This window comes from Desulfobulbus oralis (assembly GCF_002952055.1).
Classification (GTDB): domain Bacteria; phylum Desulfobacterota; class Desulfobulbia; order Desulfobulbales; family Desulfobulbaceae; genus Desulfobulbus; species Desulfobulbus oralis.
Genome location: NZ_CP021255.1, coordinates 1,829,239 through 1,851,516, shown reverse-complemented (window position 1 = coordinate 1,851,516; position 22,278 = coordinate 1,829,239). Strand labels below are relative to the sequence as shown.

The following is a 22,278-nucleotide window of genomic DNA, read 5'->3' as shown; positions in this document are numbered from 1 at the left end:
TTCTAGCTTTTTTTCCGCATAGTTCAACCAAACAAAAAAGGAGGGCTCATGAGCCTGTTCAAACATTTGGATGTTGCCGGCAAGCCGCAGATAGACTGGGAAATGACCCCGGAGTACACCTTCGGCACCTTTGAGAGTTGGGGCGGCAAGGAACGACTCCGCAACAACAATGAGCGTTTTTACTATTTTTTTGTTGACGGCTGGAGCAAGACCCCCAAGCTCTGCCTGATGGAACGCGCCGTCAAATACGCCCGGGTACTGGCCGAGATCAAGGCGCCGGAGGAGATGGTCCGGCGCTGCGTGCAGGAGCAGGGCAGAGTGTCCCACTATGACCGCACCTTTGCCGTGAATCAGGAGCTGAAGGACTGGCTCGTCAAAAACGTGATCGAGGCCGACGACGATTCGCTGGTCGTGCCGCTGAAGGAAGAGGAAGCGCCGGAGATTGTGGCCAGCGGCCTGCCCCTGCGCGCTTCTGCGACCATTCCGGAGCCCGTGACCCAGGTCTGGCTGCCCCAGGGCCTGAGAGAACTGGACGAGGCGGACGTGGACGAAGCGGTGGAGCGCTACAATTTTCCGGACCAGGAGCGCAATCCTGGCGGTGCCTTTCCCCATGTCTTTGTGGATAACGGCGATGATCTGACCATAAGCGACAGGGCAACCGGACTCATGTGGCAGCGCACGGGCCTGGACATTATGAGCTGCCGCCTGATGCGGCTTGCGGTGGACGAGCTGAACAGGAAAGGCTTTGCCGGCTTTCACGACTGGCGCCTGCCCAGTCTGGAGGAAGCCATGTCGCTCATGGAAAATGAAAAGCTGGCGAACGGCCAGTATCTGCACCGCTGCTTTTCGGCAGGCGCTCCCTTTGTGTTTGCCAATGCACCGCGCAAAAGGGGCGGCCACTGGTTTGTGGACTACAAACAGGGCCGGATCTTCTGGGCCTCCGCCACCATTCCGGGCGGCTTCGGCCGGCTGTGCCGCACGGATGAGGAAATCCGGCGCAAATAAAAACGCCTGGAGCGAGACCAAGGAGCCGGGCCTGGCCCGTTCCGTCGCCCGCAGAACGGCGCCTCAGCCGGGCTCGGCCTGACATGAAAAAAGCCCGGCCGAGGCATCCGCACCGGGCTTTTCTGGCTGAACAGACAGGCTGCCTACATGTTTTCCACACTGCGCAGGCGGGCCATTTCCTGCTTCTTCTGCTGGAAACCGTAGTCCACCAGTTTTTCCAGATCCGCCCACATGGTGCCGCTGCCCATGATGGCCACCACAATGGTCTGGCCGCTCCTGGTGAACTGGCCCACATAGGTCTGGCGCGCGGCGTCGGTGTAGCCGGTCTTGCCGGCCACCGCTCCGGCCAGCTTCCAGAGCGCCTTGTTGTGGTTTCTCAGGGTCCTGCCAAAGGCGGTCACGGCGGTGCGCTGGTGCATGCGGCTGGCGAATTCCCTGTTCTGCATGGCGTAGCGGAACAGGATCGCCAGGTCGCGGGCTGTGCTCTGCTGGCCATCCATGGTCAGGCCGGAGGCAGTGCGGCAGACCGTATTGGTCGCGCCCCAGCGTCGGGCATTGTAGGTCATCATCTGGGCGAAACGTTCCTCGCTGCCCGCGATGCGCTCGGCCAGAGCCACGCTGGCGTCGTTGGCCGAGGCCAGAAGCACGGAGTTGATCATATCGTCCGCGCTGTAGGTGTGGTTGATCTGAATGTTCACCTTGGAGGCTGGCATACTGGCGGCGTGCCGGCTGACCGGCACCCGGTCCTTATTGCCGAGCGCCTGAACGGCCAGCAGGCCGGTCACAATCTTGATGGTCGAGGCCGGTTGCCGGGGCAGATCCGGATTTTTGGCCACAATGGCACGACCGGTGTCGACGTCCAGCACCATGAAGCTCTTGGCGCTGAGCTTGAGCAGGGCGTCAAGCGAGGTGGCGCAGGAAGCGCCGGAAAAAACCGGGGCGCCACGCCGGAGAGCGGCCGCACCGGACTCCTGCCGCAGGGCCTGGGCATGGATGCGGGTTCCTGCGGCATGGCCCGTCCTGGCGACACGCGCTTGTCTGGCAACGGCCCGCTGTCCCTGTCCTCCCGACCTGGACCTCACCCGTCCCCGCTTGGCATTGGCTGCGGCAACTTCCTTTTTTCCGGCCTTTTTGACTTTGGCGGACCGTGCCTTGGCAGCTGTTGCCCGAGCCGTGGCCTTGCCGGTTGTTTTGCGCCTGACGCCGGCCGCTTTGGCCGCCTTTGGGGCAGCCGCAGCCACCCTGGTCTTGCTTTGCGTGGCGATTGCCTGTTTCGCCGCAGCGGATGCCGGCGGGGCTGACAGACAGCAGGCGAACAGGAGCAGGCAGACAAAAAACGGAACACTGCTGTGGCAAAAACGCATAATCAATCCGAAGCGTTGAAGTTTGAGCAGAAGGTAGCCTGCAGGGAAACTAACCGTGCTTTTTCGGGCATGTCAAGGAAATTGCTCTGTTTTTTTGCAGGAATGCTGTATGTAGGAGGATAGAGGATGATCTGTTTTTTCCAATCAGGAGCGGCATCGTGAACGCAAACAGACAGGAAGTCGAAGCGACGGATCCAGGTTCTCTTACGGAAACTCTCGTCCAACCAGTTGAAAATATTTCAAAAAATATGCCAGGCCCTGCGGAGTCGCCTGCAAATGTTGCGGCCCTGCGAACCGGAGCAGGCAGCATCAATGCCCTGATCGACCTGAGCTGCGCCCAGTACAGCGCCCAGCCGGCCATTGGTCAGGCGCTGGAACAGGCCATCAGTTACGGCGTGCTGCACAAACAGATTCTCGCCCTGGCCCTGCGCCTCAGACAGGCTGGCGTGGGACCGGGCAGCCGGGTCGCGATTATGGGGGAGAATTCGGCCAACTGGGTCATAGCCTGGCTCTCCACGGTGCGTCTGGGCGCCGCCGTGGTGCCCGTTTTTCCGGAAACGCCGGCCATGGACCTCCGCCATATGCTGAACCAGGCTGGCTGCGACACCCTCTTTGTCACCGGGAAACAGCTCGACAAGATCTATGACCTGCAGCACCAGCTCGAAACGCTGATCACTCTGGACAATGCCCAGGACCCCCTTGGTCTGCTCTCCCCCCTTGCCTTTGACGATTTTTTGCAGGAAGGCTATGGACTCCTGAAATCCGGCAATCAGGACCCCTTTCCCGAGGTAGGGCCGGATGAGCTGGCATGCATTCTCTACACCTCGGGCGCCTCCGGCTTGCCCAGGGCCGTCATGCTCTCGCACGCCAATTTCTGCGCCAATGCCCAGTCGGCCTCAGGCCTGATCGCGCTCGCGCCCGGCACGGTTTTTGTGTCGGTGCTGCCGCTCTCCCATGCCTACGAGTTCACGGTGGGGCTGCTCCTGCCCCTGCTGTGCGGCTGCCGGGTCGCCTATGTCGGCAGGACGCCCACTCCGGCGATTGTACAGAAGATCTGCAGTCACGAGCGGCCCCAGGTCGTGCTGGTGGCGCCCCTGATTCTGGAAGAGATATACAAGAAGCGGGTGATGGCCCAACTGGAGAACAACCGGACGATGGGCTTTTTCTGCCGCTTCGATTCGATCAGGAAACTGTTTTTCCGCAAGGCGGGCCTCAGGCTGATGGACTTTTTCGGCGGCCGCCTGCGGCTTTTGGGCATTGGCGGCGCGGCCCTCAACCCGGAAATCGAGCGCTTTCTGCTCCAGGCCGGTCTGCCCTTTGTGGTTGGCTATGGCGTAAGCGAGGCCTCGCCGCTGCTGGCGGCCGGTCCCGTCGGCGACCCCGGCATTGCCCCGGGCTCGACCGGCAAAGCGGTGCGCAACGTGCGGCTGCGGATCGACAACCCTGACCCGGAAACCGGCATCGGCGAGATTCAGGCCCAGGGGCCAAACATCATGCAGGGCTATCTGAACGACCCTGAAGCGACCAAAGCAGCCCTGATCGAGGACGGCTGGCTGCGTACCGGCGATCTGGGCCGCCTGGACGAGGCAGGCAATCTGTTCATCTGCGGCCGCCTGAACTCGGTGATCGTCCTTGCCAGCGGCGAAAACATCTATCCCGAGGCCATCGAGCACAAACTCAACGCCATGCCCTTTGTGCAGGAATCGCTGGTGCGGGAAAACATGGGTATTCTGGAGGCGCTGGTCTATCCCGATGCCGACTGGCTGGACAGCAGAACCAGGGGCGATCACCGCGCCAAACGGCAGGAATATCTGAACCGGCTCCTGAACGAAATGCGGCGGGAGGTGAACGAGAGCCTGCCCATCAGCTCCCGCATCAACCGGGTGCTGGTATGGCCCGAGCCCTTCAGCAAGACCGCGACCCACAGGATCAAACGCTTTCTCTATACCCTTTAAGCCCCGCTGAAAACGCCCCGTCAGGGCGGATGCAAGAGAAGCGGGCCGCCACGCCGCATGCGTACACAGGCGGCCCGCAACTACCCGGCAGCCAGACGGGCCGCCCGCTGCCGCGCTCTTTCCGCCCGCCGCCACTCCCTGTCGTAACGTTCCTGCTCGCTGTAGATGCAGCCGCAATAGGCCTGCCTATACAGGCCCAGCCGGATGCTCTCGTCTATGCCCTGCTGCCAGCCCTCGCGGAAATCCTCGTAGTAAAAAGCCACGCCGCAGCGCCCGGCCCAAAAACCGGCGCGCTCGCGAATCAGCTCGTGCTGCTGATATCTGGAATACAGCAAGGTGGTGGTAAAGGCATCGAAGCCGCCCCTGGCCGCCTCTCTGGCTGTACGCTCAAGCCGCATGTCATAGCAGTGGCGGCAGCGCCTGGCCTCGTCAAAAACCACCTGCCGCAGGTACTCGGTCAGGCCGTACCGCTCGTCCGCCACCAGCTCCCAGCCCTGCAGACGGCTCAGCGTTTGCAGGGCATCCAGGCGCCTGCGGAATTCCTGAAAGGGATGGATATTCGGGTTGAAGAAAAAACCCTGTACGCTGTGGCCCGCAGCCAGAAGCCGCGGCATGGGATAGGCCGCGCAGGGCCCACAGCAGAGATGCACCAACAAACGCATGGCTCTTGCCCTCCTGCCTGAACTTGTCGTTTCCTGGATCCATGCCTCATGGCGGATCTTGTGCCGGACAATGCGCAGACCGTTGCCACCGTGGTGGCCGCTTCGGCCCTGTCCTGTTTGCAGGGCTCCACTATAAGCGCCGGCCCGGAATTTTCCAATGGCCTGATCAGAGCGGGCGGCCACACGGTCTGTGTCCGGAAAAAGCGCAAAATCGAACGGCATACGGGGGCATGGGGCCGCGGCGCAGCCTGTGTGGACCATAAATTTGCCCTGCACCGCTCCTGACCGCGGCCTCCTTGTTGACAGCGCCTGAGCGAAATGGTATGAACATCCCGCCTGGAGGGATGGCCGAGCGGTTGAAGGCGGCGGTCTTGAAAACCGTTGTGCGCAAGCACCGTGGGTTCGAATCCTACTCCCTCCGCCACGAGGCCCGGATAAACGCCGATTTTTCGGGAGAGATGACCGAGAGGCCGATGGTGCTCGCCTGCTAAGCGAGTGTGGGGGTTATACTCCACCGAGGGTTCAAATCCCTCTCTCTCCGCCATATGAAAAAGCCTGCCACTCGCGAGAGCGGCAGGCTTTTTTTTGTTTGCCCAAGCCCGGATTTTATCGGGAAGAACATGCTTCGGCCATCATCTGCATGGACGTCTCTGGATGGGAAAAAGCCGGCAGTGTTCTGTAAGGGGGCCAGGGGCGTCTTCACGGTCCTTCCGCGCCTTGCCCGGAAAGACTGCTCCCTCCAGATGCACTGCGCCTTGTTTTTTGTGCCGCCTTTCTGTACAGTTGCGGCGCAAACAGGCAGGGCATAAGGCCTGGCCAAAGCACCCGGGAGCCCCATGCGTTCCTATCTGATCGATGAACTGAGTTTCCTTGAGCGCGACAATCTGGACAGCTTCCTCAAGCGCACCCTGAAGCCCGGCGCGCTCAACGGTGTCTTTTTCCTGACCATTCCGCCGGAACTTCTGGGCCCGGCGCAGACGGGTCACGAGGACTGCGCGCCCTTCTACTGCGCCGTTGTGCTGGGCAAGGACTCGGTGAGCTTTGAACTGCTGGTGCGCAGCAGCCACAACCTGCACTGTTCCTGCATCGCCATGGCCACCCCGGAGCAGCGCCGTTTCATCATGGACTTTGCGGATAGGATGTTGAGCGAGGAATTGATCCGCGCATGAACATGCCGCTGAACAACCCCGCTCCCGGGGCATATTCAGCCGCTTTGACCCTCTTGCCGCAACAAACCAAGCAAATGTCTGCCGCGCAGGCGGCCCAACGCCCCAACCAACAGGAGAAGGCCATGCTGCTCGATCTGCTCCGTACCCGCCGAAGCGTCCGCCGCTACACCGAACAGCCGGTGGAGACAGAAAAAATCAACCAGATTCTGGAGGCGGCCCGGCTGGCACCCTCCTCCAAGAGCAAATGGCCATGGCAGCTCGTGGTGGTGCGCGAGCGGGAACGGCTCGACCAGCTTGCCGCAGCCAAGCCCCATGGCGCCGCTTTTCTGAAACACGCCCCGCTGGCCATTGTGGTCTGCGGCGACACCGCGGCCAGCGACGTCTGGGTGGAGGACTGCTCCATCGCTGCCTTTCTGCTGCACCTCGAAGCCACGGACCTGGGTCTGGCCAGTTGCTGGGTGCAGTTGCGCCTCCGGGAGCACGACGAACAGCAAAGCGCCCCGGACTATGTGGCCAGGATCCTGCACCTGCCCCCGCATCTCCAGCCGCTCGCCATGGTGGCCATCGGCTATCCCGCGGAAAGCAAGGCGGCTCTCGATCCAACCGAACTGCGCAAAGACCGGATCAGCAGCGAACGCCTTGGCGAGCCCTGGCGCTCATAAAAGGGTCCGGGAAAGCGGCAATGACAGAACTGACGCAGGCCCATCAGGGCAACTGGCTGCCTGGAAATTACGCCCGCATCCAGGCGGCCCTGGCCGCCCTGCCGCCGCCGGCGGAGCGTGGCCTGGCCCTGGCCGCGGTCTTCGACTTTGACAACACCTGCGTGTTCCGGGACATCGGCCAGGCGCTGTTTCGGGTACAGATGCTGGAACTGCGCTACCGCATCTGCCCGGACACGCTGGCAGCGCTCATCCCGGAAGACGGCGCGGTGCTCGCCGGCCGGCCCTGGCCTCTCCTGCGCGAAGCGCTGCTCTCCTGCTACCGCGGGCTCTGGCCGCTCATTCAGGCCGGTCGGTATGCCGAAGCCAAGGCTGCCCCTGCCTACGGCCCCTTTGTGGCCCTGCTGGCCTGGCTTGTGAGCAATGCCCGCAAGGCGCCGCACCTGGGGCCGCGCTATGTGCTGTCCCTGCTGGCCAAGCTGCAGGCCGGCCACCGGCTGGACGAACTCAGGGCCTTTGGCCTGCAGGTTCTGCGTCAGCTCGTGGCCGAACCGCTGGCCACCCTGTCCCTTGAGGCCTGTTTGCCGGAGCCGCTGGGCCATATCTCAGTCACCCTGCCAACCGGCCTGCGGCCCTTTGCAGAAATGCGCGACCTGATGGGCTTTTTGCAGACTCATGGTCTGCAATGCCACGTGGTTTCGGCCAGCAGCGAATGGCTGGTGCAGACCGTAGCGCCGGTACTGGGCTTCCCGCTCCGGGCGGAAGGCATCTTTGGCGTGCGCACCGCAATCGACGCCAACGGCATGCTGCTGCCGGAAAACGCAACCGATTATCCGCTGACCTTCCGGGACGGCAAAAACGTGGTCATCGACCGCTTCATCAGGGCCCGGCCCTGGCTTGTCGCCGGCGACGCGGACACGGACTACGACATGCTCACCCGGCCGGAACCCGCCATCCGGCTCCTCATCAACCGCAGACAGAGCGGCCTGATCGCCAGTCTTTACCCCCGGCCCGATATCCTCCTGCAGGGCATTGACCAGAGCGCGGGCTGCTTCCGGCCCTCTTCCGAGACCGTGGACTGAGCACCCTTTGGCGCTGCCATTGGCCTGCCGGTATCGGCCCTGCTCGTTGCAACAGAGCAAGCTGGTTCCGACCCGGACGAAGACCCTGAAAAAAACCATCCGCAGTTCAACCCTTCTGCAAAGGAGACAATCTGCTGCGGAATTCCCGCCGGAGACAGACAGAAGTCTCCTTGATCTTTCGAAGACGAAGCAGCCTTTCTCCTGTGCATTTCCCTGAACTTTGGTTATGATAGCCAACTTTTGGGACGGCATGTGCCGGTACAGCCAATCAGTCAGCTTTTACAAGGGGTGGTCATGCATTATCTGAGAGAACAGGATCCGGAAATATACGAATACATTGTCCAGGAAGAACAGCGGCAGCACGAGAAGATTCGTCTGATTGCGTCCGAAAACTACACCAGCCGCGCGGTCATGGAGGCGACTGGTTCGGCGCTGACCAACAAGTATTCCGAAGGCTATCCGGGCAAGCGCTACTACGAGGGCCAACAGCTCATCGACAAGGTTGAAGCCAAGGCCATCGAGCGCGCCAAGACGCTGTTCGGCGCGGAGCACGCAAACGTACAGCCCTATTCCGGCTCACCGGCGAATCTGGCGGTTTATCTGGCCTTCCTCAAACCCGGCGACACCATTCTGGGCATGGCCCTGCCCCATGGCGGCCACCTGACCCACGGGGCCAAGGTCTCCATTTCCGGCAAGTTCTTTCACGCCGAATCCTACGAGCTGGACCGTTCCGGCATCCTGAACTACGACAAGGTGCGGGAACAAGCCCTGGCCTGCAGACCGAAGATTCTGATCGCCGGCTTTTCCGCCTACCCGCGAATTCTGGACTTCGAACGCTTCCGCAGGATTGCAGACGAGGCCGGGGCTCTGCTCCTGGTTGATATGGCGCATTTTGCCGGCCTGGTTGCGGGCGGCGTCTACCCCTCGCCCCTGCCCTATGCGGATGTGGTCACGACCACAACACACAAGACCCTGCGCGGGCCGCGCGGAGCCATGATTCTGTGCAAGGAGCAGCATGCGGCGGCTATCGACAAGGCCGTATTCCCGGGTTGCCAGGGCGGACCGCACAACCACACGACCGCAGGCATTGCCGTGGCGCTGAAAGAGGCGGCATCCCCTGCCTTCAAGGCATATGCGGCGCAGGTGGTGAACAACGCGCAGGCATTGGCTGCCGCACTCGTAAGCAGGGGGTACAATCTGGTGACCGGCGGCACGGACAACCATCTGATTCTGGTCGATCTGAACAACAAGGGCGTTTCCGGCCGGACCGCAGCCAAGGCGCTGGATGCAGCCGGGCTGGTGCTGAATTGCAATGCCGTACCTTTTGATACCAGAAAACCCTTTGATCCAAGTGGCATCCGGCTTGGTGCTGCGGCCGTCACTTCACGCGGCTTCAGGGAAGCGCAGATGGAGCAGGTCGGCAAGTGGATCGATACGGTTATCCAGCACTGCGATGATACGGCGGTGCAGGCCAAAGTTGCAGATGAAATAAAAGAACTGTGCCAGGATTTTCCGGCCCCTGGATTGGAGCATCTGGTCAGATAGCAGCCCTGCCGGAGCATGAAAGACGGAGTGCCTGTAGCCCAGGCGCTCCGTTTTTTTGTTTGCAGTATTGCCGGTGAAAGCATGAGGTGCCAGGCATTGTGAAGCACGATGCCAAAGATTGTTCCGGTGCTTTTCACTGTTGGTGACATTGGCTGCGGCAGAAAGCATACCTGGGCTGCCGATAGCCGGAACACAAAAAACCAAATGATGCAGAAAAGATACTTGACAAAGAAAAATGAGTTATTATAAGAGAGCCATAACTGAAAAATCACTTTCCCTTTATGCAATTTTTGTCAGGAGTTGAGAAAATGGCCAAGACGCTTGTGGAAATGACCCAGGAGATCATTCAATCCCAGATTTCCAGCAAACAGATGACGTTGGATGAAATAAAAAGTGCCTGCACCGATATCTTCCAAACGCTGAAATCTTTGCAGGAAGCCGAGACAAACGGCGCTGATACCGAGCAGCAGGAGGGTAATGCGGCCCCCATTGCTGATCCGAAAAAATCCATCCAGAAGAACAAGATCATCTGCATGGAGTGCGGGCAGGAATTCAGGATGCTGTCCCCCAAGCATCTGGCCTCCCATGGGCTAAATTCCAAGACCTACCGCAAGAAGTACGGCCTTTCGGCCCGCCAGCCCCTCTGCTCCAAGACGCTGTCCGAGAAGCGTTCCGCATCGGGCAAGGAGAGAGGTCTGCCGGAAAATCTTCGCAAGTATCTGGATGCCCGTTCCGCAAAGAACAAGTAATAGGCTTTTCGTCGTGCCCCGGGTGGAGCTCGGCTCTGCCCGGTTTCCTGTTTCCGGCTGAATCCCTTGCGCAGCTGCCAAGGGTTCAGCCTTTTCCTTCCCGGCTGCCCCAGCCGTTCCTCTGTTTTTTGTAGGGCAACATGATCGGCATCTTTGATTCCGGTGTTGGCGGCATGACCGTGGCCCGGGCGATTGAACAGCTTTTGCCGGATTTGCCCTACGTCTATTTCGGTGATCTGGCCCATTCGCCCTACGGATCGAAAAGCCCGGAAATGCTCATCGAGTATGCCTGCCGCAACACGGATTTCCTGTTGAAGCAGGGGGCAAAAATCATCGTCATCGCCTGCAATTCCGCGGCCAGTGCTGCCTCGGGCGCCTTGGCGGCACGCTATTCGCTGCCGCTTATTGACGTCATCAGCCCGGCCGTGCAAGCGGCAGCCCGGCTCAGCCAAAACAGCCGCATCGGCCTCATCGGCACCCGGGCCACGGTCAATTCCGGCGTCTATGCCACCCGCCTGCAGGAAATCCGGCCGGATTGCCGCATCTTTTCCCAGGCCTGCCCGCTCCTGGTGCCGCTGGTGGAAGAGGGCTGGCTCGACCGGCGGGAAACCAAAACGATTGTACGCAGCTATCTCCGGCCGCTCAGGAACAGACAGATCGACACCCTCATTCTGGGCTGCACCCATTATCCGCTGCTCACCGGCATCATTGGCCCGCGCATCGGCAAAAGGGTGCGCATCGTCAGTTCCTCGGGCGAAGTGGCCCGACACCTGAAGGAACTGCTGGACGCGCGGCCATCCCTCTATGCCGCCCTGCGTGCGCCGGGCCTTGCCAACCGTTACTATGTCTCCGACCTGCCTGCGCCGGTCGGCTCGCTGGCTGCGGCCATCTTTGGCCGGCCAGTCCATCTGGAGAAGGTCAATGTCTAAGTCTACGAAAGCAGTATGTGCACTGGCCGCGCTGCTGGCGCTGCTCGTCTGGCCGCTTTGGGCCACAGCAACGACGCAGGCCGAGCCCGGCCAGAAGGAACTGGAGGCCCTGCTCGTCAAAGTCGGGCGGAACTATGCCAAAACCCAGAGTCTGGAATGCAATTTCAGGCAGAAAAGCAGAACCGGCGGCCGGGTGCGCGAGGGACGGGGCAAGGCCTTCTTTTTCCGGCCGACCAGCACGGGCGACAGTGTCATCCGCTGGGAGTATGCCCTGCCCGTGGTGCAGACCATTGTGAACGATGGCCGGGAAATCCGCATCTATACCCCTGTTGACCGGCAGATGCTGGTGAGCCCGGCAGCCGGCGCGGACACGGACATGGCCTATGCGCTCTTCACCGGCAAAAGCACCCTGACCGCGACCTTTACGGTTGCCCCGGGCGATCCTGACTTTCAGCTCGATCCGGCCCCGGCCGGCCTGCAGGCGCTGGTGCTGGTGCCCAAAAATCCCCAATCCCAACTCAAGCGGGCCCAGATCTGGCTGAACAGGGAGGCTCGCATCGAACGGATTCTGATGGAAGACCACTTCGAGGCCCTGACCGAGCTCAGTTTTGACGGCATGCGCTTTGACAGCATCAGGCCCAGCGACACGGCGCGCATTGCCGAGCTCCGCAGCATCACAACCCCGGCCGATACCCAGATTATCCGCCAGTGATCAGAACAGCCAGGCCAGCGCAAAAATGGCCAGCATGGTGCAGGCCAGAGCCAGCTTGAGCAGAGCGCCGAAGAGCAGCCCCATCCAGGTGCCAAAACCCACCCTGGCCGCCTGTCCCAGGCTGTCCTGATGGAGGAGTTCGCCAATGGCCGCGCCCGCGAAGGGGCCGATGAACACGCCCCAGGGCGCAAAGAAGAGACCCGCGAGCGCCCCCAGCGCCGCGCCCATGACCGCCTTTTTACTGGCCCCCACCTTTTGCGCGCCCAAAGCGGTGACCCAAAAATCCATGAGTACCGCGAAGACGGTCAGCAGGCCAAGCAGCGACAGCGGCCACAGCCCCACCTGGGCAAAGCCCCCGGTCCAGGCGGCAAGCAGCATGCCTGCAAACATGAGGGGCAAGCCCGGAATCACGGGCAGGACCGTGCCGGCCAGACCGACCAGCATGCACAAAGCGGCAAGGGTGTACAGGACAAGCGACATGGTTGGCCTCCAGGTTGGCGCTCCGAGCCCTTACACGAGCCAATCGTCCGCCAGACGGGCGAGCGCTGCCCCGTCCAGAAAGGGCGGCGGTGAATAAAAACGCAGCAGCCGGCCGTTGACTGGATGACGGAAGGCCAGAAACGCGGCATGCAGGCAGAGTTGGCCGGCCGTCCGGCCACTGCCGTACAGCCGGTCGCCCACGATGGGGCAGCCGAGCCCCAGAGGGTGGCTCGTGTGCAGGCGCAGTTGGTGGGTACGGCCGGTGTGCGGGTACAGGGCCATACAGGTTTTCCCCTTTTCCTGCCACAGCTTTTTCCACAGGGTCAGCCCCATTTTGCCCTGCACCGGGTCATAAATCTGGTACGGCCTGTTTTCAGGATCCAAGCCGGAAGGCCAGGCGGATTGTCCCGGATGTGCCCGCCACAGGCCCGTCCAGCAGCGCGACATAGCCTTTCTGCACCGAGCGCGAGGCAAACTGGGCGGAAAGATGGCGTTGCGCCACGGCACTCAGACCCAGAACCATCAGGCCGGAGGTGTCCATGTCCAGCCGGTGGGCAGCGGGCTGCCCTATGCACCAGGGGCAGAGCCGCTGCAGGCGGGAGGTGACGCAGTCCTCCCTGTCCGGCCCGCGGCCTGGCACGGCCAGCAGCCCGCCCGGCTTGTCCACCACCGCACAGTGCCGGTCCAGGTAGAGCAGCTCAAGGCCAGAACCGGAATCGGCGGCAGGCATGACTACAAAGCAATAAGTGCGTGCCCGGAGGCCATGAGCACAGGCAGTATTTTTCAGGCATGCTGTTCATCATCCTTTTGCCTCAAGGCCGCAGAGCAGAAAGCCCAGAATGGGCTGACACTTTTCGACGCAGGGCAGGTAGAACTGGCCGTGGCTTCTGGGGCGTCCGGGAGCGCTGCTACCCCAGAAAAATTCCGCCATGGCAAAGGGCACCAGGCCCTGCTCCCGGGCCGCATGCAGCAGTTTGGGCGCACAGCAGTCCCCGGTTCCGGTGGGCGGTCCCCCGTTTGCCGGGAAAAAAGCGGCAAGCGGCCTGCGCTCGCCGCGGCAATTCTCGAGCCGGCAGAGCTGCTGCAAAGCCGCCGTTTCTCTGTTCCCCTATTTCCGGATGAACCACAGTACAAGGGAGAGCAGGACGCTCAGCAGGAGGCAGGTGGTGAGCGGCAGGAACAGGCGGCAGGAGGCCCGGGCAATATGGAGGTCGCCCGGCAGACGGCCCAGGGGCAACTGCTTCAGCCAGGGCCAGCCCAGACCGGCCACGAGCAGCAGGATGCCGAAAACGATCAGAGTCCGGTTCATTGCGGGTGCAAGGCTGTGGAAATGATTGAAGCAAAGGGTGCGCTGGTGTACATAGGTGGCTTTGTCGTTCAGCTCGCACATGCCTGCCGCCCCCTGGAGTCAGCAGGATAGTCAGGCCCCATCAGGGACAGTGAATTTCATACAGGATTTTTCCATGCAGACCACCAAGTACCTCGTCAGAAAATACGCCTGCGCCAAAACACTGCTTGGCGTTCTGGGGCTGTTCTGTCTGCCGGCTCTGAACGCGGCGCCCCTTCATGCTGCGGACACGAACCCGGCTGATGCGGTCAGCGCCCGGCAAACCGTGGCTGCCTGCGAGCAGGCGGGCCACAGGGACCCGGCAGAGGCCCTGGTTGGCAGTATGAACTATAACTCCCAGCGCATCTTTCGCAAGATATGCGCCACCCGCGGCGCAGACGACGGCCTGATCCGGCAGGCGGGCGAAGCACTGGCCGTGCAGCGTTTTTCCTTTGAGCAGGCCCGCTCCTACGAGGCCCTGGCGGACATACCGGGCTTTGGCGCCCAGCACGTGATGCCGGCCATCGAGGCCATTTCATCCCTGAGCTTCGCCTCGGGTCTGACCTTCCGCAGCTTCGCGGCCATGCGCGGCGCCACCATCGATCATGCCCTGCAGATCATCCCGCAGTTGAATGCATCCTCGCCGCTGGTCAACAAGGCGGCCCGCTCCTTTTTTGCCGTGCCCGGCATGAGTGTCGACACCGCGGCCCGCGGCCTGCCCACCCTGAGCCGGATGGGCAAGAAGCAGGCCCAGGCGCTCATTACCTATGCCGAAGTGCCGGGCATGGGCCCGGAACTCATGATGGCGGGCATGGAACTGATCGAGCGCATGGACGATGTCAATGTCTGGAACGCGCGTTCCCTCTTCAAGAACAGGGAGGTTTCCGGGTCAGAGGCCCTGGCCTGGCTCAGAAACTATTTCGCCCTGCCCACGTCCCAGCAGGAGGCGATATATGACCGCCTGCAGGGCCGGCAGAAATCCGTGCTCCTGAAGGGTCTGTACGACGGTGCGGAAGAGGCCATCTGGAAGATCAACAACCTGCATGCGGTGACAAACGACAACGGTTACGAATACAGCGCCGGCACCCTGAACAGCATGTCGTCCCAGAACCTGCGCTACCTGTTCAACCGGCTCGACCCTGTCACCCGCTCCCGTTTTGCCGGCGCCTTTGGCGGCGGCAATGTGGCCGTGCTGCGCCAGGCCACCTCGGCCGCACGTTCGCAGGCCGCCCGGGACCTGCCCACGGCCGGGATGTACGTGGTGCTGGCCCAGGGCAGCGAACTCTACGACTCCTCCTTCCGCGACATCATCGTGCCGGTGATGAAGGAGCGCATAGCCCGGAGAAACGGCGGCGATCTGCTGGGCTTCCTCCGCAGTATCGACCCGGAAAGCCGCTTTGTGTCGGACTTCATTTCAAGCAATGCCCAAAAGGGCAAGCTCACCGACTTTTTCCCGCAGGACTTCGCCCGGCAGAAGGAGATTCTGAATCTGGTGGCCAGCTCGGCCTTCAAGGATCCGGATTCGGTGCTGCTCTTCTCCGCCACCTTCGCCCATCTCCTGAAAATGCTGACGCCCGAGGCCCGAAGCCACCTGATCGCCCTGATGGGCCGGGCAAGCCAGAGCGGCGACCCGGTGACCGCCAAGCTCGTGCGGGTCATCCTGCAGTACTACGAGCAGAACTATCCCGAACTTCTGGGGACAGCGGCCCAGGTGCGCATCGTGCAACTGTTGGCCGCCCCGGGCAGCCGGGTCAATCTGGACAGGTATCAGGTCACGCCCTTTGCCGAGTGGAAGCGGGACAACAGGATCGCCTCGCTCTCCATGTACCATCCGGACGACGACGGCCGCCAGTCCTTTGCCTCCAACGCCAACCTGCTCATGAAGGCCGGTTACCGAATCGAGCCCTCCAGGCAGTACAGCATCGGCGGCGTCTGCGGCACGGGCGGCGCGCCGGGTGCGCTCTTCTCCGCCATGCGCAACCGGCGCTGCGCCATCAGTTTTGTCAGGACCGTGGGCGGCGTGCAGATCGTGAATACCCAGTTCGTGTATTCCGACAAGGAAACCCAGAAGGAACTGTTGCGGCGCTTCATTCTCTCGGGCGATGAAATGCTGGCCCAGCGCGGCCACAGCTACTGGCGCTCCGAGCAGATCATCGAACCGCTGCAGGAGCTGATCGAGGAAGGCCAGATCACGCCGGCCGACCTGCAGAACAAGCAGCGCTTCCTGAGTCTCGGCTCCTGCGGCGGCGTCAAGGTCTACACCACCCTGACCCGGCTCTTCGAGAGCCGGGTGGACCTGCTGGCCTCGATCGGCACGGGTCTGGCCATGATCAACGATCCCTACAACAAGAGCTTCTGTGAAATCGTGGCCAGAACTGCCGGTTCACCCTCCTGGAAACAGGTGGCCCAGCAGACCGCCGCCATCTTTGCCGGCGGCCGCGGCCAGGACTATCTGCAGCCCGGTTCCCTGACCGCCATTCTGCACAAAATCCTGGACGAGGATGGGGTGAGCGGCAGCATCGGCGGCCAGAGCATGAGTCAGGGCCAGCGCGGAACCAGCCGCGCCCTCCAGTACCGACAGCAGGAACAGATTCTGCCCCGGGCGGACGGCGGCCCGGTGTACATTCCCAGAAACCAGCGGGTGCAGCCGCAGGACGTCGGTCGACCGGTGCGCTACGGCAATTGAAGCATGGCGCTCATCAAAGCGGAACAGGTTGCGGCCTGGCTGCAGACACTGCCCGGAACACCGGTTGGGGCCGTGTTGCTCTTCGGGGAATCCTATCTCTGCCGCAAATCGCTGGCGCTCGTCGAAAAGGCGCTGTTGGCCGGGGGCGGCGAGCTGCATCTCATCGAGGGCGAAGGGGAAGATCATCAGAGCACCTTCAACAAGCTCGCCACCTTCAGCCTTTTTGGCGGCAGGCAGGTATTTCGGATCACGGACAGCGAGCTGCTGGCCGCCAGCACCGAATGCTCCAGACTGTGGGACAAGGTGAGCAAGGCCAAAACCGCGGGCCAGGAAGACGGCATCCGCCGGGCGCTGCTCGCCTTTGTGCGCGGCGCAGGTCTGGAGCCCGAAGAAGAGGCGCTTTCGGGCCTGACAGCGGCGGAGTGGCGGCAGCATTTCGATTTTGATCGTCCCGGCGAGAGCCTGGACTGGACGCGGCCCTACCTGCGGGCCATGGCGGAACAGGGCAGCCAGAGCCGGAGTTCCGGGGACGCGGCGGGCGAGCGGCTCGCCGCGCTCCTGGCCCAGGGCCTGCCCCCCCAGAATGTGCTGATCTTCCTGTCCGGGAGCGTGGACAAGCGCAAGAAGCTGTACAGGTATCTGAAGGAGCATGCAACCGTGATCGATTGCAGCGTTCCCGAAGGTTCAGGCGCCCAGGCCCAGCGGGCCCAGCTTCCGATCCTGCAGCACATCGTCAGGGACACATTGAAGGCAGGCGGCAAGAAAATGGCGCCGGAACTCGTGGCGCTTTTGCTGGAGCGGGTCGGCTTTCACCCGGCGGCTGTGGAGAACGAGCTGTGGAAGCTCATGCTCTCTGTGGGCAATGAGCCGCTCATTACCCGGGAGGCCCTGGACGAACTCGTAGGCCGCTCCAAAGAAGAGGCGGTCTACGCCCTGAGCGATCCGGTCGGCAGGGGCGATTTGCCGGAAGCGCTCGGCGTGCTGGCGCGCCTCTTCGAAGATGGGGTGTTCCCGCTCATTCCCCTGGCCATTCTCCGCAATGCGGTGCGCAAGATGCTGCTCTTCCGTGCGCTCATGGCAGGTGGCGAGGCCGGCCTCAGCCCGCAGAGCCGCTATGCGGACTTTCAGAACAGGCTGGCGAGCCTGCGGGAGCGGGCAGACCTGAAAAAGCTCCTGGACGGCCATCCCTATGCCCTGTACACCCAGTTCACGGCTGCCGCCAAACTCCCCCTGCCGCGCCTGCTTGCCTGGATGCGGCTGCTTTTGCAGGCAGAACTGCGGCTCAAAAACTCGGCGATCCCACCGGAACTGGTGCTGCACTGGCTCCTGACCGCCATGCTGCCCCCGAAAACAGGCGCTCAGACTGCTGGATCGGCTCTGCCGTCCGCTCTTGCAAAATCCACGGCCCGCATTAAAATTCAGCCGGAGCCGGCCTCTTTTGTCCGGCCGTGAAAAAAACCTGCATGCACTCCGGATGCATGCGCCCATCCCCTGCCCAGGCAGAAAAACCATGGCCGAAAACAGTACAATCCGCAAGGGCGAAACCGAAACCATCAGCAGGGAGCAGGTACAGGAACCGCCCATGTACCGGGTCCTGCTGCACAACGACGACTACACCACCATGGAATTCGTGGTGATGATCCTGGAGCGCATCTTCGACAAGGACAGCGAAGAGGCGACCCGCATCATGCTGAATGTGCACCATGACGGCCAGGGCGTGGCCGGAACCTATACCCGGGAAATCGCCGAAACCAAGGTGGTGACCGTGCACCGGCTGGCCAAGAAGAGCCGGTTTCCCCTGCGCTGTTCCCTGGAACGGGACACCTGAGCCCTTTTATCGCTGGGAGGCACCCCTATGCTCAGCAAGGATTTGGAACTGGCCCTGATCAAGGCCATCAAGGAAGCCAAGCAGCACCGCCACGAGTATGTCACGGTGGAACACATGCTCTACGGCCTTTTGCATGACGAGCTGGCGCGACACATCATCGAAAGTTGTGGCGGCAACAACGAAAATCTGAAGGAACGGCTGGAACGTTTCTTTAACGGCAACATGCCGGTGTTGAAAGGCGAGGCGGGCGAGCCGGCCCAGACCCTGGCCTTCAACCGGGTTCTGCAGCGGGCCGTGAACCACGTGCAGAGCTGCGGCAAAAAGGAGGTGGACCCCGGAGACGTGCTGGTCGCCATCTTCAACGAGCAGGACTCCTATGCCGTCTACTTTCTGGGCACCGAAGGCATTGGCCGCATGGAGGTGGTGGAGTATATCACCCACGGTCTGCCGGAACACATGCGGCCCGATGCGAAACGCTCTCCCGATGAAGGCGGCCAGCCGCGCAAGACCGGTGAGCGGCCCAGCGGGGATCCGCTGGAGGAATTTACCGTCAACTTTGCCCGGCGCGCGGCAGAGGGCAGAATCGATCCCCTGATCGGCCGGGACCGGGAACTGAACCGCATGATGCAGATTCTCTGCCGCCGGCGGAAGAACAATCCGCTCCTGGTGGGCGAGCCGGGCGTGGGCAAGACCGCCATGGCCGAGGGACTGGCCCTGCGCATCCACAACGACAGCCTGGCCCGCAAACAGGAGCAGCCGGATCCCGGGGAACTGGTGCCGGATCTGCTCTCGGGCGCGGAAATCTACATGCTCGACATGGGCACCCTGGTGGCAGGCACCAAGTACCGCGGCGATTTCGAAAAAAGGCTGAAAGAGGTGGTGGCCGCGATCGAAGCCAAGGACAAGGCCATCCTCTTCATCGACGAGATGCACACCATCATCGGTGCGGGCGCGACCAGCGGCGGCTCCATGGACGCCTCCAACCTGCTGAAACCGGCCCTGCAGTCCGGCACCCTGCGCTGCATCGGCTCCACGACCTACGAAGAGTACAAGAACCAGATCGAGAAGGACCGGGCGCTGGCCCGCCGCTTTCAGAAGCTGGACATCGAGGAACCGAGCGTGGCAGACACCTGCGCCATTTTGCGCGGCCTGCAGCCCCGGTACGAGGCGCACCACCAGATCCGCTACGCCAAAAACGCCATCACGGCCACGGCCGAGCTGGCCCAGCGGCATATCAACGACCGCTTTCTGCCGGACAAGGCCATTGACGTCATGGACGAAGTGGGCGCGGCCTTCCGGCTGGCCGGCAAGACGGGCAAAACCGTGACCGTGCGCGACGTGGAGGCGGTGGTTTCCAGCATGGCCCGGGTGCCGGTGGCCAGCAGATTCCACAGCGACGTGGAAGACTTGCGTTATCTGGAGGAACGGCTGAAATCCTTCATTTTCGGGCAGGACGAGGCCATTGCCGCCCTGGTGCAGGCGGTGAAGCGCAGTCGCGCGGGCCTGGGCAATCCCAACTCGCCCACCGGCTCCTTCCTCTTCGCCGGGCCGACCGGGGTGGGCAAGACCGAGGTGGCCCGCCAGCTCGCGAGCGCGCTTTCCGTTCATTTCGAGCGCTTCGACATGAGCGAATACATGGAAAAGCATGCGGTGGCCCGGCTCATCGGCGCGCCCCCCGGCTATGTGGGCTTCGATCAGGGCGGCCTGTTGACCGATGCCATCAGAAAGCACCCCTACTCGGTGCTGCTGCTGGATGAAATCGAAAAGGCCCATCCCGATATCTTCTCCATTCTGCTGCAGGTCATGGATCACTCCACCCTCACCGACAACAGCGGCAGACGCGCGGATTTCCGCAAGGTGATTCTGATTATGACCACCAATGCGGGCGCGCGGGAACTGAGCGAGCGCAGCATCGGCTTTCTGGGCGATTCCAGCGGCAAGGAACAGAAGGCCATCAAAAACCTGTTCCCGCCGGAGTTCAGAAACCGCCTGGATGCGACCATCCATTTCAAACCGCTCGCCATGGAGATTGTGGAGCGGGTGGTTGACAAAATGGTGGCCGAGTTGCAGGCCCAGCTCGCCGAAAAGCGCGTGCACATCGAGCTGGCCCCCGCGGCCCGGCGCTGGCTGGCCGGGAAGGGCTATGAACCGGCCTATGGGGCCCGGCCGCTCCGCCGCCTGATCATGAAGGAAATCGGCAACGCGCTCACCGAGGAAATTCTTTTCGGCAAACTGGTGAAAGGCGGCACTGCCCGGGTTGACCGCAAAAAGGATGCCATGGTATTCAGTTACCGTTGATTGTGCCCACGCGGCCGGCATCGGCTGGCCGTCGCTTTTTACGGAGGAGATATGCAAACAAGCGAATTCATCTGGTTTGACGGCAGGCTGGTTCCCTGGGATCAGGCCCAGGTTCATGTACTCACCCATGCCTTGCACTACGGCAGTGCCGTCTTCGAGGGCATCCGCGCCTACAGTTGCGCAAACGGCCAATCCGCGGTGTTCAGGCTGGAAGACCATGCCCAGCGCCTCATCAACTCGGCCAAGATTCTGCGCATGGATCTGGGCTTTACGGCCGGGCAGATTGCCGAAGCCTGTGTGGAGACGCTGAAGGCCAACCGGATGAGCGCAGCCTATATCCGGCCGCTGTCCTTTGCGGGTTACGGTGAAATGGGCGTGTATCCGGGCGACAATCCGGTGCACACCATCATTGCCGTGTGGCCCTGGGGCGCATATCTGGGTGCGGATGCGCTGGAAAAGGGCATCCGCGTCAAGACCAGCTCCTTTGCCCGCAGCCATGTCAACACCCTGATGTCCAAGGCCAAGGCGGCCGGCAACTATATCAACTCCATCCTGGCCAAAATAGAGGCCAGGGAAGACGGCTACGACGAGGCCATCATGCTGGACACCGCGGGCTTTGTGTCCGAGGCAACCGGCGAGAACGTGTTCATCGTCAAAGACGGCATCATCAAGACCACGCCGCTGACCTCGATTCTGGGCGGCATCACCAGGCTGTCCATCATCGAAATCGCCCGGGAACTCGGCTACACGGTCGAGGAGCAGCAGTTCACCCGCGACGAGTTCTACATTGCGGATGAGGCCTTCTTTACCGGCACCGCGGCGGAGCTGACCCCCATCCGCGAGCTGGACAGGCGGGAGATCGGCCCGGCCGGCCCAATCACCAGACGCCTGCAGGCCGAATTCTTCAGGATTGTCAGGGGCGAAAACCTAAAACATGCCAACTGGCTGCACAGCTACAGCCTGTAAGAGCGATCAGAACCTTCCTGCCAAGCCCCCCCGGACAGAGGAAACTGCCCGGGGCTTTTTTTGCCCACACGCCGGCAGGGCCAGTGGCGGCGATTTCAGGCAATGCGCCGCCACTGGCCCTGCAGCAGCAGCTCATGGGGCCTGAAGGCCTTTTTGTAGGCCATGGCCAAAAGGCCCTCGATGCAGTAGCCCAGATACAGCTTCGGAATGCCGTGCTGGCGGCAGAAGTGCACCAGGTTCAGAATGTTGAAGGTGCCCGGACTGCGCCAGCCCTGGTCCGGGTCAAAGTAGAAATAGACCGCATTCAGCCATTCCGGCGTGGCGTCCACAATGGCAACGCCCACCAGCACGCCGTCCGCCCAGTAGCGCAGCTCGAAACAGGGGCTGATGGTGGTGAGAAAAAACTGGCTGTAATAGCTTTCCGCCTGACTGTCCTGGTTGTGGAAACGAATGCGCAGGAATTTGTCCAGAAGGCTCAGATGCTCCCGCGACATGAGCAGCGGCCCGGGCTGGACCACGATGTCCTGGTTCTTGCGCCACACCCGTTTCTGGTTGCGGTTTGGCCTGAACTGTGCCGGGTCCAGGCGGATGGACACGCAGCCCCGGCAGCCAGGGCAGTGCATGGTATACATGTGGTTGCCGTTGCGGCGATAACCGTTTTCCAGCAGTGCCCCCATTGTCTGGGAATTCAGGTGCATGAACCCGGCCTGATGATAGACCGCGGGCTGATCGAAGCCGTAGGGGCAGCGGCTGAAGATCAGGCCGAAGCGCTGCACAAGGCCGGGATCGAGTGGCGGGACCGGCGTGCCGGCTGCACCGGGCCGGCCGGAATCTGCCGGAACGGACGCCCTGCCCTGCATGC

The 22,278-nt window shown here is 62.2% G+C and carries 23 protein-coding genes and 2 tRNA genes; 17 read left to right on the top strand and 8 right to left on the bottom strand.

The genetic code is table 11. The features are described from left to right. Positions 1 to 48 precede the first annotated feature (48 nt). Positions 49 to 1,005: an Lcl C-terminal domain-containing protein gene (locus tag CAY53_RS08200; RefSeq protein WP_104936699.1), complete on the top strand. Its 957-nt coding sequence runs from the start codon at positions 49 to 51 to the stop codon at positions 1,003 to 1,005. A gap of 143 nt (positions 1,006 to 1,148) precedes the next feature. Here CAY53_RS08200 and CAY53_RS08195 read toward each other — a convergent pair whose 3' ends face one another. Next, positions 1,149 to 2,369, bottom strand: coding sequence for a D-alanyl-D-alanine carboxypeptidase family protein (locus CAY53_RS08195; protein ID WP_104937501.1), 1,221 nt, complete (start codon positions 2,367 to 2,369; stop codon positions 1,149 to 1,151). 248 nt (positions 2,370 to 2,617) lie between these two features. Between CAY53_RS08195 and CAY53_RS08190 the strand changes: the two genes are divergently transcribed. Continuing rightward, a complete protein-coding gene (locus CAY53_RS08190; protein ID WP_104936698.1) occupies positions 2,618 to 4,324 on the top strand; it encodes an AMP-binding protein in 1,707 nt (568 codons plus the stop codon). An 80-nt stretch (positions 4,325 to 4,404) separates the two neighbouring features. On the opposite strand, the gene CAY53_RS08185 is transcribed toward CAY53_RS08190, so the two are convergent. After that, positions 4,405 to 4,986 (bottom strand): epoxyqueuosine reductase QueH, encoded by a 582-nt coding sequence (locus CAY53_RS08185; RefSeq protein ID WP_104936697.1) that lies wholly within the window; start codon positions 4,984 to 4,986, stop codon positions 4,405 to 4,407. A 48-nt stretch (positions 4,987 to 5,034) separates the two neighbouring features. Here CAY53_RS08185 and CAY53_RS08180 point away from each other — a divergent pair, with 48 nt between their 5' ends. From CAY53_RS08180 to CAY53_RS08135, 10 genes are all read left to right on the top strand, one after another. Then, positions 5,035 to 5,271, top strand: coding sequence for a hypothetical protein (locus CAY53_RS08180; protein ID WP_104936696.1), 237 nt, complete (start codon positions 5,035 to 5,037; stop codon positions 5,269 to 5,271). A 53-nt stretch (positions 5,272 to 5,324) separates the two neighbouring features. Continuing rightward, positions 5,325 to 5,410: transfer RNA gene (locus CAY53_RS08175), tRNA-Ser, on the top strand. A gap of 28 nt (positions 5,411 to 5,438) precedes the next feature. Then, positions 5,439 to 5,530: transfer RNA gene (locus CAY53_RS08170), tRNA-Ser, on the top strand. 292 nt (positions 5,531 to 5,822) lie between these two features. Further along, positions 5,823 to 6,155, top strand: coding sequence for a hypothetical protein (locus tag CAY53_RS08165; RefSeq protein WP_104936695.1), 333 nt, complete (start codon positions 5,823 to 5,825; stop codon positions 6,153 to 6,155). Positions 6,156 to 6,277: 122 nt separating this feature from the next. Next, the gene (locus CAY53_RS08160; RefSeq protein ID WP_245874782.1) at positions 6,278 to 6,817 is read left to right on the top strand and encodes a nitroreductase family protein; all 540 of its coding nucleotides are present in this window, start codon (positions 6,278 to 6,280) and stop codon (positions 6,815 to 6,817) included. A 20-nt stretch (positions 6,818 to 6,837) separates the two neighbouring features. After that, positions 6,838 to 7,896, top strand: coding sequence for an HAD family hydrolase (locus CAY53_RS08155; RefSeq protein ID WP_104936693.1), 1,059 nt, complete (start codon positions 6,838 to 6,840; stop codon positions 7,894 to 7,896). Positions 7,897 to 8,190: 294 nt separating this feature from the next. After that, the gene (locus CAY53_RS08150; RefSeq protein ID WP_104936692.1) at positions 8,191 to 9,441 is read left to right on the top strand and encodes a serine hydroxymethyltransferase; all 1,251 of its coding nucleotides are present in this window, start codon (positions 8,191 to 8,193) and stop codon (positions 9,439 to 9,441) included. A gap of 308 nt (positions 9,442 to 9,749) precedes the next feature. Beyond that, entirely contained in the window at positions 9,750 to 10,190 is a 441-nt protein-coding gene (locus tag CAY53_RS08145; RefSeq protein WP_017866338.1) for a Ros/MucR family transcriptional regulator, read from the top strand. 140 nt (positions 10,191 to 10,330) lie between these two features. Continuing rightward, a complete protein-coding gene (murI, locus tag CAY53_RS08140) occupies positions 10,331 to 11,119 on the top strand; it encodes a glutamate racemase (RefSeq protein ID WP_104936691.1) in 789 nt (262 codons plus the stop codon). Next, on the top strand, positions 11,112 to 11,831 hold the full coding sequence (locus CAY53_RS08135) for a LolA family protein (RefSeq protein ID WP_181040228.1): 720 nt from the start codon (positions 11,112 to 11,114) through the stop codon (positions 11,829 to 11,831). Before murI ends, CAY53_RS08135 begins: the two co-directional genes overlap by 8 nt. Here the strand turns inward: CAY53_RS08135 and CAY53_RS08130 are convergent, their stop codons facing one another. The 5 genes from CAY53_RS08130 to CAY53_RS08115 all read right to left on the bottom strand — a co-directional run bounded on the left by CAY53_RS08130 (position 11,832) and on the right by CAY53_RS08115 (position 13,701). Further along, positions 11,832 to 12,311: a DUF456 domain-containing protein gene (locus CAY53_RS08130; protein WP_104936689.1), complete on the bottom strand. Its 480-nt coding sequence runs from the start codon at positions 12,309 to 12,311 to the stop codon at positions 11,832 to 11,834. Between the two features lie 30 nt (positions 12,312 to 12,341). Continuing rightward, positions 12,342 to 12,695, bottom strand: a complete 354-nt coding sequence (locus CAY53_RS13525) for an RluA family pseudouridine synthase (RefSeq protein WP_245874781.1) — start codon at positions 12,693 to 12,695, stop codon at positions 12,342 to 12,344. Further along, positions 12,685 to 13,041: a pseudouridine synthase gene (locus CAY53_RS13520; protein WP_245874780.1), complete on the bottom strand. Its 357-nt coding sequence runs from the start codon at positions 13,039 to 13,041 to the stop codon at positions 12,685 to 12,687. The genes CAY53_RS13525 and CAY53_RS13520 overlap by 11 nt, the downstream gene beginning before the upstream one ends. 69 nt (positions 13,042 to 13,110) lie before the next feature. After that, on the bottom strand, positions 13,111 to 13,398 hold the full coding sequence (locus CAY53_RS08120) for a hypothetical protein (protein WP_104936688.1): 288 nt from the start codon (positions 13,396 to 13,398) through the stop codon (positions 13,111 to 13,113). 21 nt (positions 13,399 to 13,419) lie between these two features. Continuing rightward, positions 13,420 to 13,701: a DUF2905 domain-containing protein gene (locus CAY53_RS08115; protein ID WP_245874779.1), complete on the bottom strand. Its 282-nt coding sequence runs from the start codon at positions 13,699 to 13,701 to the stop codon at positions 13,420 to 13,422. 73 nt (positions 13,702 to 13,774) lie between these two features. Between CAY53_RS08115 and CAY53_RS08110 the strand changes: the two genes are divergently transcribed. Genes CAY53_RS08110 through CAY53_RS08090 form a run of 5 tightly spaced genes read left to right on the top strand, consistent with a single transcriptional unit; the run spans position 13,775 to position 21,416 of the window. Beyond that, complete coding sequence (locus tag CAY53_RS08110) at positions 13,775 to 16,324, top strand: hypothetical protein (protein ID WP_104937499.1); 2,550 nt, start codon at positions 13,775 to 13,777, stop codon at positions 16,322 to 16,324. 3 nt (positions 16,325 to 16,327) lie between these two features. After that, a complete protein-coding gene (gene holA, locus CAY53_RS08105; RefSeq protein ID WP_104936687.1) occupies positions 16,328 to 17,776 on the top strand; it encodes a DNA polymerase III subunit delta in 1,449 nt (482 codons plus the stop codon). 58 nt (positions 17,777 to 17,834) lie between these two features. Next, positions 17,835 to 18,152: an ATP-dependent Clp protease adapter ClpS gene (gene clpS, locus CAY53_RS08100; protein WP_104937498.1), complete on the top strand. Its 318-nt coding sequence runs from the start codon at positions 17,835 to 17,837 to the stop codon at positions 18,150 to 18,152. A gap of 27 nt (positions 18,153 to 18,179) precedes the next feature. After that, a complete protein-coding gene (clpA, locus tag CAY53_RS08095; RefSeq protein ID WP_104936686.1) occupies positions 18,180 to 20,450 on the top strand; it encodes an ATP-dependent Clp protease ATP-binding subunit ClpA in 2,271 nt (756 codons plus the stop codon). Between the two features lie 51 nt (positions 20,451 to 20,501). Then, the gene (locus CAY53_RS08090; RefSeq protein WP_104936685.1) at positions 20,502 to 21,416 is read left to right on the top strand and encodes a branched-chain amino acid transaminase; all 915 of its coding nucleotides are present in this window, start codon (positions 20,502 to 20,504) and stop codon (positions 21,414 to 21,416) included. A gap of 95 nt (positions 21,417 to 21,511) precedes the next feature. Here the strand turns inward: CAY53_RS08090 and CAY53_RS08085 are convergent, their stop codons facing one another. Next, the gene (locus CAY53_RS08085) at positions 21,512 to 22,276 is read right to left on the bottom strand and encodes an arginyltransferase (protein WP_104936684.1); all 765 of its coding nucleotides are present in this window, start codon (positions 22,274 to 22,276) and stop codon (positions 21,512 to 21,514) included. Positions 22,277 to 22,278: the final 2 nt, after the last annotated feature.

Bases quoted from the DNA above. Each gene is read 5' to 3' on its own strand.
- CAY53_RS08200 (WP_104936699.1), top strand. From the start codon at position 49: ATGAGCCTGTTCAAACATTTGGATGTTGCCGGCAAGCCGCAGATAGAC.
- CAY53_RS08145 (WP_017866338.1), top strand. From the start codon at position 9,750: ATGGCCAAGACGCTTGTGGAAATGACCCAGGAGATCATTCAATCCCAG.
- CAY53_RS08180 (WP_104936696.1), top strand. From the start codon at position 5,035: ATGGCGGATCTTGTGCCGGACAATGCGCAGACCGTTGCCACCGTGGTG.
- CAY53_RS08115 (WP_245874779.1), bottom strand. From the start codon at position 13,701: ATGTGCGAGCTGAACGACAAAGCCACCTATGTACACCAGCGCACCCTT.
- CAY53_RS08190 (WP_104936698.1), top strand. From the start codon at position 2,618: ATGCCAGGCCCTGCGGAGTCGCCTGCAAATGTTGCGGCCCTGCGAACC.
- clpS (WP_104937498.1), top strand. From the start codon at position 17,835: ATGGCCGAAAACAGTACAATCCGCAAGGGCGAAACCGAAACCATCAGC.
- clpA (WP_104936686.1), top strand. From the start codon at position 18,180: ATGCTCAGCAAGGATTTGGAACTGGCCCTGATCAAGGCCATCAAGGAA.
- CAY53_RS08130 (WP_104936689.1), bottom strand. From the start codon at position 12,311: ATGTCGCTTGTCCTGTACACCCTTGCCGCTTTGTGCATGCTGGTCGGT.
- CAY53_RS08110 (WP_104937499.1), top strand. From the start codon at position 13,775: ATGCAGACCACCAAGTACCTCGTCAGAAAATACGCCTGCGCCAAAACA.
- CAY53_RS08195 (WP_104937501.1), bottom strand. From the start codon at position 2,369: ATGCGTTTTTGCCACAGCAGTGTTCCGTTTTTTGTCTGCCTGCTCCTG.
- CAY53_RS08135 (WP_181040228.1), top strand. From the start codon at position 11,112: ATGTCTAAGTCTACGAAAGCAGTATGTGCACTGGCCGCGCTGCTGGCG.
- murI (WP_104936691.1), top strand. From the start codon at position 10,331: ATGATCGGCATCTTTGATTCCGGTGTTGGCGGCATGACCGTGGCCCGG.
- CAY53_RS08155 (WP_104936693.1), top strand. From the start codon at position 6,838: ATGACAGAACTGACGCAGGCCCATCAGGGCAACTGGCTGCCTGGAAAT.
- CAY53_RS08150 (WP_104936692.1), top strand. From the start codon at position 8,191: ATGCATTATCTGAGAGAACAGGATCCGGAAATATACGAATACATTGTC.
- CAY53_RS08185 (WP_104936697.1), bottom strand. From the start codon at position 4,986: ATGCGTTTGTTGGTGCATCTCTGCTGTGGGCCCTGCGCGGCCTATCCC.
- holA (WP_104936687.1), top strand. From the start codon at position 16,328: ATGGCGCTCATCAAAGCGGAACAGGTTGCGGCCTGGCTGCAGACACTG.
- CAY53_RS08090 (WP_104936685.1), top strand. From the start codon at position 20,502: ATGCAAACAAGCGAATTCATCTGGTTTGACGGCAGGCTGGTTCCCTGG.
- CAY53_RS08160 (WP_245874782.1), top strand. From the start codon at position 6,278: ATGCTGCTCGATCTGCTCCGTACCCGCCGAAGCGTCCGCCGCTACACC.
- CAY53_RS08085 (WP_104936684.1), bottom strand. From the start codon at position 22,276: ATGCAGGGCAGGGCGTCCGTTCCGGCAGATTCCGGCCGGCCCGGTGCA.
- CAY53_RS13520 (WP_245874780.1), bottom strand. From the start codon at position 13,041: ATGCCTGCCGCCGATTCCGGTTCTGGCCTTGAGCTGCTCTACCTGGAC.
- CAY53_RS08165 (WP_104936695.1), top strand. From the start codon at position 5,823: ATGCGTTCCTATCTGATCGATGAACTGAGTTTCCTTGAGCGCGACAAT.